The 14,214-nt window shown below is 58.7% G+C and carries 16 protein-coding genes; 3 read left to right on the forward strand and 13 right to left on the reverse strand.

The window, feature by feature from the left end:
• Positions 1-7: 7 nt before the first annotated feature.
• Positions 8-310, forward strand: a complete 303-nt coding sequence (locus L3X40_RS02975; RefSeq protein ID WP_237364296.1) for a hypothetical protein — start codon at positions 8-10, stop codon at positions 308-310.
• Between the two features lie 101 nt (positions 311-411).
• Here the strand turns inward: L3X40_RS02975 and pal are convergent, their stop codons facing one another.
• The 12 genes from pal to L3X40_RS03035 form a co-directional block, all read right to left on the reverse strand.
• Positions 412-915, reverse strand: a complete 504-nt coding sequence (gene pal, locus L3X40_RS02980) for a peptidoglycan-associated lipoprotein Pal (protein ID WP_237364297.1) — start codon at positions 913-915, stop codon at positions 412-414.
• Between the two features lie 97 nt (positions 916-1,012).
• Positions 1,013-2,344: a Tol-Pal system beta propeller repeat protein TolB gene (tolB, locus tag L3X40_RS02985; RefSeq protein WP_237364298.1), complete on the reverse strand. Its 1,332-nt coding sequence runs from the start codon at positions 2,342-2,344 to the stop codon at positions 1,013-1,015.
• The gene (locus L3X40_RS02990) at positions 2,341-3,159 is read right to left on the reverse strand and encodes a cell envelope integrity protein TolA (protein WP_237364299.1); all 819 of its coding nucleotides are present in this window, start codon (positions 3,157-3,159) and stop codon (positions 2,341-2,343) included. The genes tolB and L3X40_RS02990 overlap by 4 nt, the downstream gene beginning before the upstream one ends.
• Positions 3,160-3,171: 12 nt before the next feature.
• A complete protein-coding gene (tolR, locus tag L3X40_RS02995; protein ID WP_237364300.1) occupies positions 3,172-3,618 on the reverse strand; it encodes a protein TolR in 447 nt (148 codons plus the stop codon).
• Positions 3,618-4,325, reverse strand: coding sequence for a protein TolQ (gene tolQ, locus L3X40_RS03000; RefSeq protein WP_237364301.1), 708 nt, complete (start codon positions 4,323-4,325; stop codon positions 3,618-3,620). The genes tolR and tolQ overlap by 1 nt, the downstream gene beginning before the upstream one ends.
• On the reverse strand, positions 4,322-4,789 hold the full coding sequence (locus tag L3X40_RS03005) for a YbgC/FadM family acyl-CoA thioesterase (protein ID WP_237364302.1): 468 nt from the start codon (positions 4,787-4,789) through the stop codon (positions 4,322-4,324). Before L3X40_RS03005 ends, tolQ begins: the two co-directional genes overlap by 4 nt.
• Positions 4,790-4,849: 60 nt before the next feature.
• Positions 4,850-5,875 carry a Holliday junction branch migration DNA helicase RuvB gene (gene ruvB / locus L3X40_RS03010; RefSeq protein ID WP_237364303.1) on the reverse strand — a complete coding sequence of 342 codons (1,026 nt, stop codon included), beginning with the start codon at positions 5,873-5,875 and terminating at the stop codon, positions 4,850-4,852.
• Positions 5,876-6,029: 154 nt separating this feature from the next.
• Positions 6,030-6,635 carry a Holliday junction branch migration protein RuvA gene (gene ruvA / locus L3X40_RS03015; protein WP_237364304.1) on the reverse strand — a complete coding sequence of 202 codons (606 nt, stop codon included), beginning with the start codon at positions 6,633-6,635 and terminating at the stop codon, positions 6,030-6,032.
• The gene (ruvC, locus tag L3X40_RS03020; protein ID WP_237364305.1) at positions 6,632-7,123 is read right to left on the reverse strand and encodes a crossover junction endodeoxyribonuclease RuvC; all 492 of its coding nucleotides are present in this window, start codon (positions 7,121-7,123) and stop codon (positions 6,632-6,634) included. Before ruvC ends, ruvA begins: the two co-directional genes overlap by 4 nt.
• A 106-nt stretch (positions 7,124-7,229) precedes the next feature.
• Positions 7,230-7,973, reverse strand: a complete 744-nt coding sequence (locus tag L3X40_RS03025) for a YebC/PmpR family DNA-binding transcriptional regulator (RefSeq protein WP_237364306.1) — start codon at positions 7,971-7,973, stop codon at positions 7,230-7,232.
• Between the two features lie 81 nt (positions 7,974-8,054).
• Positions 8,055-8,297, reverse strand: coding sequence for a DUF2312 domain-containing protein (locus L3X40_RS03030; RefSeq protein ID WP_237364307.1), 243 nt, complete (start codon positions 8,295-8,297; stop codon positions 8,055-8,057).
• A 64-nt stretch (positions 8,298-8,361) separates the two neighbouring features.
• On the reverse strand, positions 8,362-8,661 hold the full coding sequence (locus L3X40_RS03035; RefSeq protein ID WP_237364308.1) for a DUF1244 domain-containing protein: 300 nt from the start codon (positions 8,659-8,661) through the stop codon (positions 8,362-8,364).
• A 101-nt stretch (positions 8,662-8,762) separates the two neighbouring features.
• Between L3X40_RS03035 and pyk the strand changes: the two genes are divergently transcribed.
• Both pyk and ppc read left to right on the forward strand, forming a co-directional pair.
• Positions 8,763-10,214: a pyruvate kinase gene (gene pyk, locus L3X40_RS03040; RefSeq protein ID WP_237364346.1), complete on the forward strand. Its 1,452-nt coding sequence runs from the start codon at positions 8,763-8,765 to the stop codon at positions 10,212-10,214.
• Positions 10,215-10,273: 59 nt separating this feature from the next.
• Entirely contained in the window at positions 10,274-12,958 is a 2,685-nt protein-coding gene (gene ppc / locus L3X40_RS03045) for a phosphoenolpyruvate carboxylase (RefSeq protein ID WP_237364309.1), read from the forward strand.
• 402 nt (positions 12,959-13,360) lie between these two features.
• On the opposite strand, the gene L3X40_RS03050 is transcribed toward ppc, so the two are convergent.
• On the reverse strand, positions 13,361-14,209 hold the full coding sequence (locus tag L3X40_RS03050) for a phosphodiesterase (protein WP_237364310.1): 849 nt from the start codon (positions 14,207-14,209) through the stop codon (positions 13,361-13,363).
• Positions 14,210-14,214 lie beyond the last annotated feature (5 nt).

Genomic DNA, 14,214 nt, shown 5'->3' on the forward strand with positions numbered 1-14,214 from the left:
AATCAATATGGCGACGGTTGATGGTGCATATGATTGCGTCACCAAGACCCCGATGGGCGATCAGCAATCGGTGTTCACGGTCATCAGTAATGGCGGAACATTTCATGGCACCAATGCGGGGCCGTTGGGTTCCCTGGATGTCAAGGATGGCAAGGTTGACGGAAATACATTGAGTTGGAAAATGGAAATGACCATTCCCATGCCGATGACGCTTGAGGCAGAAGCCGTTGTTGAAGGCGATACCCTGACCGGCACGATACAGGCGGGTGCGTTTGGCGCCATGGCCATGACGGGGAAGCGGCGCGGCTGATCGCGGATCGCATCAGCATTTGGAAAAAGAGTTCCATAGCATAAGGCCCGCCGGTCCTGAACCGGCGGGCCTTATTTTGCCTGGTAAACAGGTGAGCGAGGTTACTGAACCGTAACCGTCACGGCCCGGCGGTTCTGCGCCCATGCGGACTCGTCCGATCCCATCGCTTCCGGCCGTTCCTTGCCATAGCTGATCGTGCTGATCCGCGATTCAGGAATGCCGAGCGACACCAGATAGTTTTTTGCGGCGTTGGCGCGGCGTTCGCCCAGTGCAAGGTTATAGTCGCGAGTACCGCGCTCATCGCAATGCCCCTCGATCGTCACGCGCACGGATGGGTTTTGCGTCAGCCACTGTGCCTGGCTGGCGAGCGTTGCCTGGTCCTGCGCATCAACATCATATTTGTCGGTATCGAACAAAATACGGTCGGATGACACGCTGGCCATGAAATCTTCCTGGCTGCCCTTCACCGGACCTGACGGCGGGGTAAAGGGAGGGGCTTCCGTCTGCGCAGGAGCAGGCGGCAGTTCAGGCGGGGGTTTCTTTGCGCAGGCGGCCAGCGCGAGAATGGAGGTAGCAATCAATATCTGGCGCGTAATTCTAGTCATAGTTATTCTCCTTGAGCCTTAAATTGCCGCCCCCACGGAAATGTGAGGTGATTTTGATGTAATTTGTTACGCAGTCAAGCTTAATAAGTGCGCTTCTTTACGGTAATAGCGGCCCCCAGGATGGGTCCGAACCATCAAGCGGGGTAGCGAGTTTTCGTTCATTGACGCCGGTCAGATCGACCTGCCAGATCGCAGACTTGCCACTGCGCCCCTGACTGGTGCGAAAGAACTGAATGACCCGGCCATTGGGTGACCATGTCGGCGCTTCATCCTGCCAGCTATTGGTCAGCAACCGTTCGCTGCCTCCGGTAGGCGTCATCACGCCGATACGGAAATTACCGACGATTTTGGTAAAGGCGATCAGGTCGCCGCGCGGGCTCCATTCCGGTGTCGCATAGCGACCGCCGCCAAAGCTGATGCGGTGCTGATTCGTCCCGTCGGCATTCATGACATAAAGTTGCTGAGAGCCCGAACGGTCGCTTTCGAAGACGATTTTCGATCCGTCCGGTGAATAGCTGCCGCCCACGTCGATGCCGGGGGTATTGGTCAGGCGTTGGGGCCTGCCGCCACTGCTGGATACCCGATAAATGTCGGTGTTCCCGGCGATTGCCATGGAAAACAGGATATGTTTGCCATCGGGCGACCAGCGGGGCGCGAAGGTGGCGTTGTTGCTTTCCGTCACCAACCGCTGTTTGCCTGTACCAATGTCATAGACGTAGATTCGCATCCGCTGACCGACATAGCTTAGATAGACGATCGAGCCATAATCGGGCGAAAAGCGGGGGGTAAGCGCGATGCTTTGGCCGTTGGTGATAAAACGGTGATTGGCGCCGTCACTGTCCATGATGGCAAGACGTTTGGTGCGATGGTCCTTGGGACCGCTTTCGGCGATATAGGCGATACGGCTGTCAAAAAAGGGCGATTCCCCTGACAGGCGCGCATAGATGGCGTCAGCGCACTTATGCGCCGCCCGCCGCCAGTCGCGTGGCGCAATGACATAGCCCGCGCGGGTCAATTCCTGCCGTAATGCGACGTCATAGAGATAACAGCCGACAGTCAGATCGCCACCGCTGTTGACGCGAACGAAACCCTGCACGAGGGCTTCGGCACTCGTGCCCGCCCAATGGTTGAAATCGGGCATGGTGACTTCAGGAAAGCTGATCTGTTTGACGCCAGCTGGCCCCATGGGTCTGAACAGGCCGCTGCCACGCAGATCGGCAGCAATGACTTCGGCAATCTGGCGACCCAGAACGTCGGTCGAACCGGCGGGCGTATCGGCATTTTGCTGGCTTGGCATCGCGGGAATGGCGATGCGCAGATTGCTGTCAATCTCTCCGGTCACATCGACGCTCAACTGCGCTTTGGCAGGAGGAATGGCGATCAACAAAGCCGCCAGCGCGGCCATTGCCAGGGTCTCGACAATTTTCATTGGGCAAGCCTTCCGTCAAAATTGAGCGGCTTCAGCCACTTCCATTGGTCATAAAATTGTTCGGGCAGATTGGTAAACGGTGCGGCCCGCATGACCGCCTGAACAGCCCGTTCCTGATGCAGATTGACTTGTGCCTCATTGCTGGGCGTCACGCCAGTCGTTCCAACGACTTCAGGTCGCCCCTGAAGCGATCCATCACGGTTCAAGTGCACACTAAGCTGCGTCTTGAGCAATTCGGCGTCGGCACCCGAAGGCGGTTTCCAGAATGGTTTGAGCTGGCGATAGATTTCCGCATTCAGACTGGCGACTTGCGAACTGCTCATCTTTTCGGCGGGTGGCGTTGTCGCGGTTGCCTTGGTTGGGCGCTCTGTCTGGATGCCTTTTAAAAAGTCGCTGCCCAACAGCGATCCGCGTGCGCGCTTGTCGGGCTTTGGTTTCGCTTGCGCCTTTGCAGATTCGGACTGCTTGGGCGGGGTTGGTTTGGGTTTGGCTTGTTTGGCGGGCTTGGGTGCGGGCGCTGCTTGTTTTGGCTGCGGTGGCGCAGGCAGTGGCGCAGGTTCGGGCGATTTGGGTGCGGCAGGTTCGGCCTCTTCGGTCGGGCCGATCTCCGGTGCCTGGCTTGCCGCCATTTCCTCGTGCGAAATTTTCGGTGCGGCCATTTCCAGCCCTACCTCGTCGACCAGTTGCACTTCGATGGGCGGGCTGCGCAGTTTCAGGGGATTGGGCGTGCTTAGAAAACCGACGGACAGCACGCCGAACAGCAGGACATGTCCTGCCGTTGCAATGCCCAAGCCGATTTTCTCCACGCGTTCCATGAACGATAAGCCTTATCGTTTGCCGGATGAATCTGTGCTGACCAGAGCGACCCGGTTCAATCCGGCCCGATTGAGTTCCCCCATCACCAGCATGACCTGACCATAATCCAGCAGTTTGTCAGCGCGCAGATAGACTTGCGGAGCCTGTTCGGCGTCGCCCTTTTCCTTTCGGATCGTATCGAACTGGTCGGGAAGGGCGGCCATCAGCGTTTCCACATCGTCGATATACACACGCCCGTCGCTGTCTATCGACACCTGCACCGGTTCCTGACTCTGGTCGATCGGATTAGCACGGTTTTCCGGCAGGTTCACCGGCACGCCGGTGACCAGCAAAGGCGCTGTCACCATGAAGATGATGAGCAGCACCAGCATGACATCGACCAGCGGTGTCACGTTGATATCCGCCATCGGCGCGCGGCGGCGGCCGTGACGACCGGAAGGAAGTCCGCCCATCGCCATTAGCGGCTTGCCTCCAGTTCACGGCTTAGCGTCGAATAAAAGCCATCGGCAAAGCGGTTGAGCCGTGCCTCCAGCCGATTGATGCCGTGGCTGAACCGGTTGTAGGCAATAACGGCCGGAATCGCCGCGAACAGGCCAATGGCCGTCGCAAACAGCGCCTCGGCAATGCCCGGCGCAACGACGGCAAGGCTGCTGTTATTTTCAGCGGCGATGGACGTAAAGCTGCGCATGATGCCCCAGACGGTCCCGAACAGCCCGACGAACGGCGCGACGCTGCCCACGGTCGCCAGAATGTTGAGCCTGTCCGAAAGATGGTCCACTTCCGCCGCGACGGCCGCGCCCATGGTGGTCGACAGACGGTCGCGCGTTCCTTCACGGTCCACGGCATGCCCCTTGGTCGAACGCCGCCATTCCTTGACGCCCGCAGAAAAGACTTTGGCGCTCGGCAAGTCCGACCGGTCATGCAGATCGTAGAAGCGGTCAATGTCTTCGCTTCGCCAGAAATCCTGTTCGAACTTCTCCGACGCCTTTTTGGTTTTCGACAATTTGACGGCAAAGCTCAGGATGATCGCCCACGTCCAGATGCTGGCGAGCAGCAGGCCAAACATGACCATCTTCACCACAATATCTGCTTGCATGAACAGAGCGAACGGCGAAATCGTCGCTGACTGTGTTACAAGGGATATGGACGGAAGCGATGCACTCATAGGTTGTTGTCTTCCCCGTTTTGAAGCTGTTTGAAAATGTCGATCCAGGTTTTTGGCTGCCGCTTCGGCTTGCCGCCGGGTGACAGATAGGCCGCGGTGACTTGGCCCTGGGTCAATATCTGATCATCGCACATGACTGTCTGATGAATGCGGCAGGATGCGGCGCGAATTTCCAGAACTTTACTGACCACCAGCAAATCATCGTCCAATCGCGCCGGGCGCTTGTACTGGATGGAAAGGTCGGAAACAGCATAAAATCCCTCGCCATTTTCCATGCTGCCGCGCTGATCGATGCCGGCAAGCCGTAACATATCCGATCGCGCCCGCTCCATGTAACGCAAATAATTGGCGTGATAGATTCTGCCGGATACGTCCGTGTCCTCAAAATAAACATGCACCGGAAACTCATGCGCGCCATCGCGGAACCGGCCGGTCGCTGGTTTCAGGGGGGCGGAAGGATTCATGAAGATTGCATGTAGCGGGCGCGCGACTCGGCGCAAAGCCCTAATGTGCAATCTACCCTGCTATTCGAACAATCCGGCCTGTCCGGCATCCTCTGGCGGAGTGAGGCCCAAATGCGTCCATCCCCGGCCATTCAGGCACCGCCCGCGCGCCGTGCGGGCGATCAGGCCCAGTTGGATCAGGAAGGGTTCGATCACTTCCTCAATCGTGTCGCGCGGTTCGGAAAGACCCGCTGCCAGCGTTTCGACGCCGACCGGACCGCCGCGATAAATGTCGGCAATCATATGCAGGTAACGCCGGTCCATCGCGTCGAGGCCCAGATTGTCGACTTCCAGCCGGTTCAGTGCCGCATCGGCGGACTTGGCATCGACCATTGCCGTACCCGCCACATTGGCGAAATCGCGCACCCGGCGGAGCAGGCGACCTGCAATCCGGGGCGTTCCCCGCGCACGGCGCGCGATTTCATGCGCGCCATCCGGCGCAATGCCAAGGTCGAGCAGGTTCGCGGCGCGCCGGACCACGAGTTCCAGTTCCTCAACCGTGTAGAAATTGAGCCGTACCGGAATACCGAAGCGGTCGCGCAGCGGTGTCGTCAGCAAGCCCTGCCGTGTCGTCGCGCCGATCAGGGTGAACTGCGGTAAATCGATCCGCACCGACCGCGCCGACGGACCTTCGCCAATCATCAGGTCAAGCGCCCGATCCTCCATGGCGGGATAGAGAATTTCCTCGATGGCCGGATTAAGCCGGTGGATTTCGTCCACGAACAGCACATCGCCCTCATCCAGATTGGTGAGCAGCGCCGCCAGATCGCCTGATTTGGCAATGACCGGGCCGGATGTGGCGCGAAATCCAACGCCCATTTCGCGCGCCACAATCTGCGCCAGCGTCGTCTTGCCAAGGCCGGGAGGACCAAAGAACAACACATGATCCAGCGCCTCGCTCCGCGTCCGCGCCGCCTCTATAAAGACGCGCAGATTTTCGCGTGCAGCCTTTTGCCCGATAAACTCGTCCAGCGTCTTGGGCCGCAACGCAGCATCGGCATCCTCGGCGCGGCGGGCAGGGGTAATGAGACGGTTAGTATCGGTCATTGTAAAGCCTGCCTGACCAGTATGCTGTAAGGTCTTTCCTTTCCATCGTCATGCTGAACTTGTTTCAGCATCCATTCCTCCTCACGCGATGATGGCGCTTGCTTTGCGATGGACCCTGAAACAAGTTCAGGGTGACGATGTGGGGGTATGCCCATCACTTCGCCGCCTTCTTGAGCGCCAGCCGCACCAGTGCGTCCAGCGTGGCCCCTTCGCCCAGTTCCCCCTCGGCTGCGGCTACCGCGATACTTGCTTCGGCGGGACGGAACCCCAGATTTTGTAGCGCCGACACGGCATCGCTTGCATGGTTGCCAACGGGGACGGCGGCCAGTCCCCCCGCCATCGCGCTGCCGATCGGTGCAGCGCCAATTTTGTCCTTCAGTTCATTGACAATCCGTGCGGCCAGTTTCGGTCCAACGCCATTGGCCCGCGCGACCATCGCCTTGTCGCCCATCGCCACGGACCGATGCAATTCGGCAGGTTCCAGCGCCGACAATATCGCCAGTGCCACGCGTCCGCCTACGCCCTGAACGCCCGTCAGCAGGCGGAACCAGTCGCGTTCCTCTCCGCTGGCAAAACCCATCAGGCGGATGGAATCCTGGCTCACCAGCATTTCGGTATAGACGGTGCAGGCTTCCCCCACGCTGCCCAGCGCCGCCAGCGTGCGTGACGATGCGCCGACCAGATAGCCCACGCCAGCCACGTCGATGATCGCATGATCGATCCCGGTGCTGTCGAGCAGGCCTTTGAGTTTTGCGATCATCGTTCCCCCATCCTTCGCGCGCTTGCCATATGATGCGCGTGGGTGATCGCAACTGCAAGCGCGTCGGCGGCGTCCGGCCCGGCTATTTTTGCGCTGGGAAGCAGGCGGGCGATCATGGCGTGAACCTGATCCTTGCTGGCATTGCCGACGCCGACCACGGATTTCTTGACAAGGCGAGCCGCATATTCGCCCACTTCCAGCCCCGACCGCGATGCGCCGAGCAGCACCACGCCCCGCGCCTGACCCAGTTTCAGCGTCGATTGCGGATTGGCATTGACGAATACTTCCTCGACCGCCGCGCTTTCGGGCCGATGTTCCAACAGCAGGTCGGTAAGCGCCAGATCGAGTACCAGCAACCGGCTGGCCAGCGGCATCTTGCTGTCGGTCCTGATCTGACCGTTCGCAATGTGGGAAAGGCGATTGCCGTCGGCGGCGATAACGCCCCAGCCCGTCGTGCCCAGGCCGGGGTCGAGGCCAAGAATGATCACATTCCCCTCCCGTTTACGGGAGGGGCTAGGGGAGAGCAGGTTAGCGTATGTGCCCAGCTGACAGGCCCTCCCCCGACCCCTCCCATATATGGGAGGGGAGAATGGCTCACCCCAATTTCTCCATCAGTTCGTCCGAAACCTCGTAATTGCCCCAGACGGTCTGAACATCGTCATCGTCATCGAGCACGTCTATCAGTTTGAAGAGTGACTGCGCCGCGCCTTCATCAACATCGACCATGGTTTGCGGTTTCCAGGCCAGTTTCGCACTTTCTGGCTCACCCAGCACAGGTTCCAGCGCCTTGGTGACCTCGTGCAATGCATCCAGCGCGGTCCAAATTTCATGCTCATCATCCGATGAACTGACATCCTCCGCGCCTGCTTCCAGTGCGGCCTCGAACACCTTGTCGGCACTGCCTGCGCTGGCCGGATAGGTGATAAGGCCCAGCCGGTCGAACCCATGCGAAACCGCGCCCGATGCGCCCAGATTGCCACCATTCTTGGAAAAGGCCGTGCGAACATTGGTCGCGGTGCGGTTGCGATTGTCGGTCAGTGCTTCGACGATCAATGCGACCCCGCCGGGACCAAAGCCTTCGTACCGGATTTCTTCATAATCCTCACCACCCGCCTGAGTTGCCTTGTCGATGGCGCGCTGGATATTGTCCTTCGGCATCGACTGCGCCTTGGCAGCGTTGACGGCCAGACGCAGGCGCGGGTTCATATCCGGATCAGCCATGCCCATCTTTGCCGCCACAGTGATTTCGCGGCTGAGCTTGGAAAACATGGCGGACCGTTTCTTGTCCTGCGCACCCTTGCGATGCATGATATTCTTGAACTTACTGTGACCGGCCACGGGGCCCGCTCCTGCTGTTTCTAAGGGTAAAATGATCGGGCTATCTAGCCTGCGGGCGGGAGTCTTGCAACCGTTCGCCCCTTACTCCAGCCCCAGAGCCGCCTTGTAGGTTTCCAGTAGCGCTTCGGCTTCCTGACGTTCGTGATTTTCCATCTTTCGCAAGCGGACGATGGCGCGCATCGTCTTTGTATCATAGCCCGTGGCCTTGGCTTCGCCATAGACGTCCTTGATGTCGTCGGCGATGCCCTTTTTTTCTTCTTCCAGTCGTTCGATACGTTCGATGAACAGGCGCAGTTGGTCGGCCGCGACATTGCCTTCACTCATTATGGACTCCAATAGCTTGTGATTGGGCCTGAAACAGCCCGCGATGAATCAGTGCGCCAAGCCTCTAATGGCTTCCGGCATTCTTGGCCACGCTTTCCTTCATCCGGGCGAGTTGATCGGGTGTCGCGTCGGCCTGATGCCGGGCTTTCCATTCATTGTAGGGCATGCCGTAGACGATCTCGCGCGCCTGTTCTTTTGTCAGCGTTTTGTCGGCTTCCTGTATCCAGTCGGACAGGCAATTGCGGCAAAATCCGGCCAGACCCATCAAATCGACATTCTGCACGTCGGTTCGGTGTTGCAAATGTTGCAACAGGCGGCGGAAAGCCGTTGCGGCCACTGCATCATTCACTATGCTGTCAGGCAATTTCGTTCTCCTTGTCGTGCAGCTTGGAAAATTCAGTCGTTCTGCGGTTGTCCCGATATAGGGGCGGCCCTTCATGCGCAGGAGTAGGTGTGCCGAAGAAAATGAGTCCACGGTCGCGCAAGGTCCGTATATTGGCTACGCTGGGGCCGGCTAGCAACAGTTCCGACATGATCCGCAAACTATATCTGGCGGGAGCGGATGCTTTCCGCATCAACATGAGTCATGGCGACCATGCCGATCATGCGGCCCGCATTGAATCGATCCGGGCACTGGAAAAGGAATTTGGCCGTCCGACCACTATCCTTGCCGATTTGCAGGGGCCAAAGCTGCGCGTCGGAACATTTGCCGATGGCGTCGCAATGCTGAAAGTCGGCGTGAAGTTCATACTCGACAGAGATGAAACGCCGGGCGACATGTATCGGGTCAATCTGCCGCACCCGGAAATCTACGCTGCGCTTGAACCTGGAACCCGGCTGCTGCTCGACGATGGCAAGATGGTGCTGCGGGTCAAGGCGGTTACAGCCGACCGCATCGACACGATTGTGGAGGTTGGCGGGACGCTGTCCAACCGCAAGGGCGTCAATATTCCCGATGTCGTCGTGCCGCTGGCGGCGCTCACCGACAAGGACCGCCGCGATCTTGCGTTCGCCATGCAGCAGGGGGTCGACTGGGTTGCGCTTTCCTTTGTTCAACGGCCCGAGGATCTGGCGGAGGCGCGCCGGTTGATGGGTGGATATGGGGCATTGCTGGCAAAAATCGAAAAGCCTGCGGCTGTGCATCGGCTCGACGAAATATTGGAATCATGCGATGCCGTCATGGTCGCACGCGGCGATCTGGGCGTAGAATTGCCACCGGAAGCGGTGCCGCCGTTGCAGAAACAGATTGTCGCCAGCGCCCGCCGACTGGGCAAGCCGGTGGTGGTTGCAACGCAGATGCTCGAATCCATGATCAAGTCGCCGACGCCGACCAGAGCCGAAGTATCCGATGTGGCGACCGCGGTGTATGATGGTGCGGACACGATCATGCTGTCGGCTGAAACCGCGGCGGGCGACTGGCCCGAAGAGGCGGTGAAAATGATGGACAGCATCGCGCAAAGCGTAGAGGCCGATCCGGGTTATCTCGCCCGCCTGCATTTTACTGAAACCAAGCCTGATCCCACTACGGCAGATGCTCTTGCCGAAGCCAGCAACAGCATTACCCGCACCGTTTCGGTGAGCACGATTATTTGCTTCACATCATCGGGCAGCACCGCCCGGCGCGTGGCGCGAGAACGACCGGGAGCAACGGTGCTGGTCTTGACGCCGCGCGCAGACACGGCACGAAAACTGGGCATGCTCTGGGGTGTCCATGCCGTGCGGACCAAGGATATTGGCAGCTTTGAGGAAATGATCGGCAAGGGCCGCCGCATGGCTCTGCGCCATGGCATCGCCAAGGCGGGCGACAAGGTAATCATAGTTGCAGGTGTCCCCTTCGGTACGCCCGGTTCAACCAATGTTCTGCATGTTGCAACCCTGACAGGCGACGAGTTGAAGAACCGAGAAGAGGGGGATTAGAAACGCTCTGAACGTCCATTTTCCTTGACCAAATTCCTGTTGCGATGCAGCATTGTCTTATGGCGACTTCTCCACCCATTACGCAAAATCCTGACATTCGTTTCCTCGGACGCCTGTTGGGAGACGTGATCCGTGCCTATGGCGGTGACAAGCTTTACCGGCAGACGGAATATATCCGCTCCTCTTCGGTCGATCGTGCGCGCGGCGTGGCCGATGCCGATGTAGTCGACCCCGGCCTGGATGCATTAAGCCTGGACGACACGATCAATTTCGTGCGCGGCTTCATGCTGTTTTCGATGCTCGCCAATCTTGCCGAGGACCGGCAGGGCGTTGCGGCAGAACCGGGAGCAGATGTGGCATCGGCGCTCAAGCGTTTGAAGAACCACGGAATTGGTACTGATGCCGTCATGAAGTTGCTGGACAAGGCGCTCATCGTCCCTGTGCTGACCGCGCACCCGACAGAGGTGCGGCGCAAGAGCATGATCGATCACAAGAACCGCATTGCCGAACTCATGCGTCTCAAGGATGCGTGCGTTGCAGAGACGGAAAGCGGCGACAGGGTTGAGGAGGCGATCTATCGTCAGATTGCGCTGCTCTGGCAGACACGACCGCTGCGGCGCGAGCGGCTTTTTGTCGCCGATGAGGTGGAAAACGCGCTCACCTATTTGCGCGATATATTTCTTCCTGTTCTCCCTGCCCTTTATGGCCGTTGGGAGCGCGAACTGGGTCACCGCCCGCCCAGCTTTCTAAGGGCCGGTAGCTGGATTGGCGGCGACCGTGATGGCAATCCCTATGTTCGGGCGGATTCGCTCCGTCTTGCCTTGTCCCGCGCCTGTGAATCGGTCCTCGTTCATTATCTTGAAGCGGTACACGCGCTGGGCGCGGAATTGTCCATTTCGACAGAACTGGCCGATGTGCCTGAAGACGTGCTGGGACTGGCGGAAAGGAGCGGCGATGCATCGCCGAGCCGTCAGGACGAACCCTATCGTCGCGCTTTGTCAGGAATCTACGCACGCCTTTCAGCGACGCATGAAAAATTATGCGGCAAGCGCCCTCCGCGCCCATCGATGCTGCCCGCCGAACCTTATGCATTACCTGGTGAATTTCGCCATGACCTGATCACCATCGCGGCCGGGCTTCAAAGCAAGGGCGATGGAGCGCTGGCGAGTGGAGGTGCGCTGGGCCGCCTGATTCGAGCCGTCGAAACTTTCGGCTTTCATCTGGCCACGCTGGACCTGCGGCAAAATAGCGAGGTTCATGAGCGTGTCGTTGCCGAATTGCTGAAGGTCGCAGGCGTGGAGGCCGATTATCTCGGACTCGACGAATATGCCCGCATAGCGTTGTTGCGGCAGGAGTTATCGACAAATCGTCCGCTTGGCAGCCGATTTGTCGGCTATTCGGAAGAAACGACTGGCGAACTGGCCATCATTCATGCCGCCGCCGAGGCGCATCGCGTTTATGGATCGCAGTGCATCACCGTCTATAATATCAGCAAGGCTGAAAGCGTGTCCGACATGCTGGAGGTCAATATATTGCTGAAGGAAGCGGGCCTGTGGCGTGCTGCGGACAATGGAGATCCACCGCACGCAGCGATCATGGCGGTGCCATTGTTTGAAACCATCGCTGACCTTGAAGCCGCACCTGAAATCATGGCCGCCTATTTCGGCTTGCCGGAAATTGACGCGCTGGTGACGCAGCGTGGACATCAGGAAGTGATGATCGGCTATTCCGACAGCAACAAGGATGGCGGTTATCTCACTTCCACATGGGGGCTGCATCAGTCGAGCAAGGCGCTTGAGCCGATTTTCGCCCGTGCGGGTACGTCGATGCAACTTTTCCATGGCCGCGGCGGCGCCGTTGGGCGGGGTGGGGGGTCTTCATTTGCTGCCATTCGTGCGCAGCCGCCCGGTACGGTGCAGGGACGCATCCGCATTACCGAACAGGGAGAGGTGATCGCCGCCAAATATGGCACGCATGATGTCGCCATGGCGAATCTGGAGGCGATGACCAGCGCCACGTTGCTGGCCAGTCTTGAACCCGAAGCGCTGTCCGAACGCGATACAGTGCGGTTTTCCATGGCGATGGATCAGCTGTCCGCGAGCGCTTTCGCATCCTATCGCGGGCTGGTTTACGATACCAAGGGGTTCCGCGAATTTTTTCGTCAGATGACGCCGCTATCCGAAATCGCAGGCCTGAAGATCGGTTCGCGTCCGGCCAGCCGCAAAAAAAGCGATCGGATAGAGGATTTGCGCGCAATCCCATGGGTTTTCAGCTGGGCGCAGGCGCGTGTCATGCTGCCCGGCTGGTACGGCGTGGGACATGCTATCACTGGTTTTGAGGACAAGGCGCTGCTGACCGACATGGCGCAAATATGGCCCTTTTTCCAGGCCACGCTCGCCAACATGGAAATGGTGCTGGCAAAATCGGACATGGCGCTCGCCGCGCGTTATGTTGGGCTGGTCGAAAATCGAAAATCGGGTCAGGCGATTTTCGGAAGGATTCGTGACGGGTGGGAGCAGACGCAAGAGGGTTTGCTCACCATCACGGGCCAGTCCCGCCTGCTGGAGAAAAACCCGGCGCTCGATACATCGATCCGACTGCGTCTGCCGTATATCGAACCGCTGAACCTGCTTCAGATCGAGCTGCTGAAACGTCACCGCAGTGGTGAGGAAGATCCACGCATTCGTGAAGGGATCGAGTTGTCGATCAATGCAATCGCCACGGCGTTGCGCAACAGCGGCTGACATCTTGCCCTTTGGGTCCATGGCGGATGGAACCAGCAAAAAAAAGAGCCGGTCCCAAGGGGCCGGCTCTGAAGTTTTAGGAGAGGATGCCTGAAAGGCAATTTTGCTATGCTGGATGGCACGCAATGCTGCAAGTGCGAAAAGACGATGAGCACTTTCATTTTTTGCACTTGTAAGGAAATGCGCTGCTTTATGCCCTGAGTCGTAGTGAATCTTATGGAAATCACTCCCTAGGGAAAAGTGCTGCAGTTGGCTGATTACCGGAATTTCACCGGTGCATCACTCTCCTGCGAACTCCCCGCCTTGTAGCATGGGCACCAACTGCAGCAGAGCAAGTCTACTCTTCTGATGATATCATGGGAATAGCCTGAAAACTGCGCTTTTATTGCTTTGCACCATGTATTAACTGGGGCGTTCCGCGAGCAGGCTACGCACCAATGGTTGCATGGATGCATCATATTTGGCCAACATGACATGGTCATCGGCGGTATCGAAATGGGTGACAAGTTCACGCCCATTCCACCAGTGCAGTGCAAAGGCTGGCGGATCGGCGACGATCATGGGTCGGTTGTCCGGCATATCGGGGTTCATGGGACGCAGGTCCAGCGTAACCTGAGGTGCGGTGGAGGGGCAAATGGCAACCGCTGTGCCATTCCAGGGCGCCACAATCGCGCGGTGGAGATGGCCGCAAATGACCGCCTTGATCTGTGGTTTGCCAGCGATCGCTGCGGTAATGCGGGACACCCATGGTTCGTCAGCATGTGTGTTCATCCAGTCAATCCCGACTTCTATGGGCGGGTGGTGCATCACGATGATCGTTGGCCTGTCCACCTGTTCGGCAAGGCGGGCGTTTAGCCAGGCAGCGCGGGTGTCGCAGAACGCGCCGCCGTGCCGTCCTTCCTCCAGCGTGTCGAGAACGATCAGGCGCAATGGCCCCAGGTCCGTTTCATATTGGACGAAGCCATCCGCGGTGGGAATTTCCGGGAAATATTTCCGAAAATTCGAACGGTTGTCATGGTTTCCTACGCAGGGCCACACCGGGAATGGGCAGATGCTGAGCGCGTTGACGAGCCGTTCGTAGCTTGCCGGATCACCCAGATCCACAAGGTCCCCTGTTGCAAGCAGAACGTCGGGTCTGTTGGGCCCCTCGCACAGCAAACGCAGAACCTGATCCAACCGCTTCCGGTTGAATTCCGCCGGATTATCCGGGTCAAAGCCCAGATGAATATCCGTGATCTGAGCGATCAGCACTGACA

This window comes from Rhizorhapis sp. SPR117 (assembly GCF_021742065.1).

What these genes read in the sequence shown, in the direction of transcription:
- L3X40_RS02975 (WP_237364296.1), top strand. Translation starts at nt 8, where the DNA reads ATGGCGACGGTTGATGGTGCATATGATTGCGTCACCAAGACCCCGATG.
- pal (WP_237364297.1), bottom strand. Translation starts at nt 915, where the DNA reads ATGACTAGAATTACGCGCCAGATATTGATTGCTACCTCCATTCTCGCG.
- tolB (WP_237364298.1), bottom strand. Translation starts at nt 2,344, where the DNA reads ATGAAAATTGTCGAGACCCTGGCAATGGCCGCGCTGGCGGCTTTGTTG.
- L3X40_RS02990 (WP_237364299.1), bottom strand. Translation starts at nt 3,159, where the DNA reads ATGGAACGCGTGGAGAAAATCGGCTTGGGCATTGCAACGGCAGGACAT.
- tolR (WP_237364300.1), bottom strand. Translation starts at nt 3,618, where the DNA reads ATGGCGATGGGCGGACTTCCTTCCGGTCGTCACGGCCGCCGCCGCGCG.
- tolQ (WP_237364301.1), bottom strand. Translation starts at nt 4,325, where the DNA reads ATGAGTGCATCGCTTCCGTCCATATCCCTTGTAACACAGTCAGCGACG.
- L3X40_RS03005 (WP_237364302.1), bottom strand. Translation starts at nt 4,789, where the DNA reads ATGAATCCTTCCGCCCCCCTGAAACCAGCGACCGGCCGGTTCCGCGAT.
- ruvB (WP_237364303.1), bottom strand. Translation starts at nt 5,875, where the DNA reads ATGACCGATACTAACCGTCTCATTACCCCTGCCCGCCGCGCCGAGGAT.
- ruvA (WP_237364304.1), bottom strand. Translation starts at nt 6,635, where the DNA reads ATGATCGCAAAACTCAAAGGCCTGCTCGACAGCACCGGGATCGATCAT.
- L3X40_RS03030 (WP_237364307.1), bottom strand. Translation starts at nt 8,297, where the DNA reads ATGAGTGAAGGCAATGTCGCGGCCGACCAACTGCGCCTGTTCATCGAA.
- pyk (WP_237364346.1), top strand. Translation starts at nt 8,763, where the DNA reads ATGAGTCCACGGTCGCGCAAGGTCCGTATATTGGCTACGCTGGGGCCG.
- ppc (WP_237364309.1), top strand. Translation starts at nt 10,274, where the DNA reads ATGGCGACTTCTCCACCCATTACGCAAAATCCTGACATTCGTTTCCTC.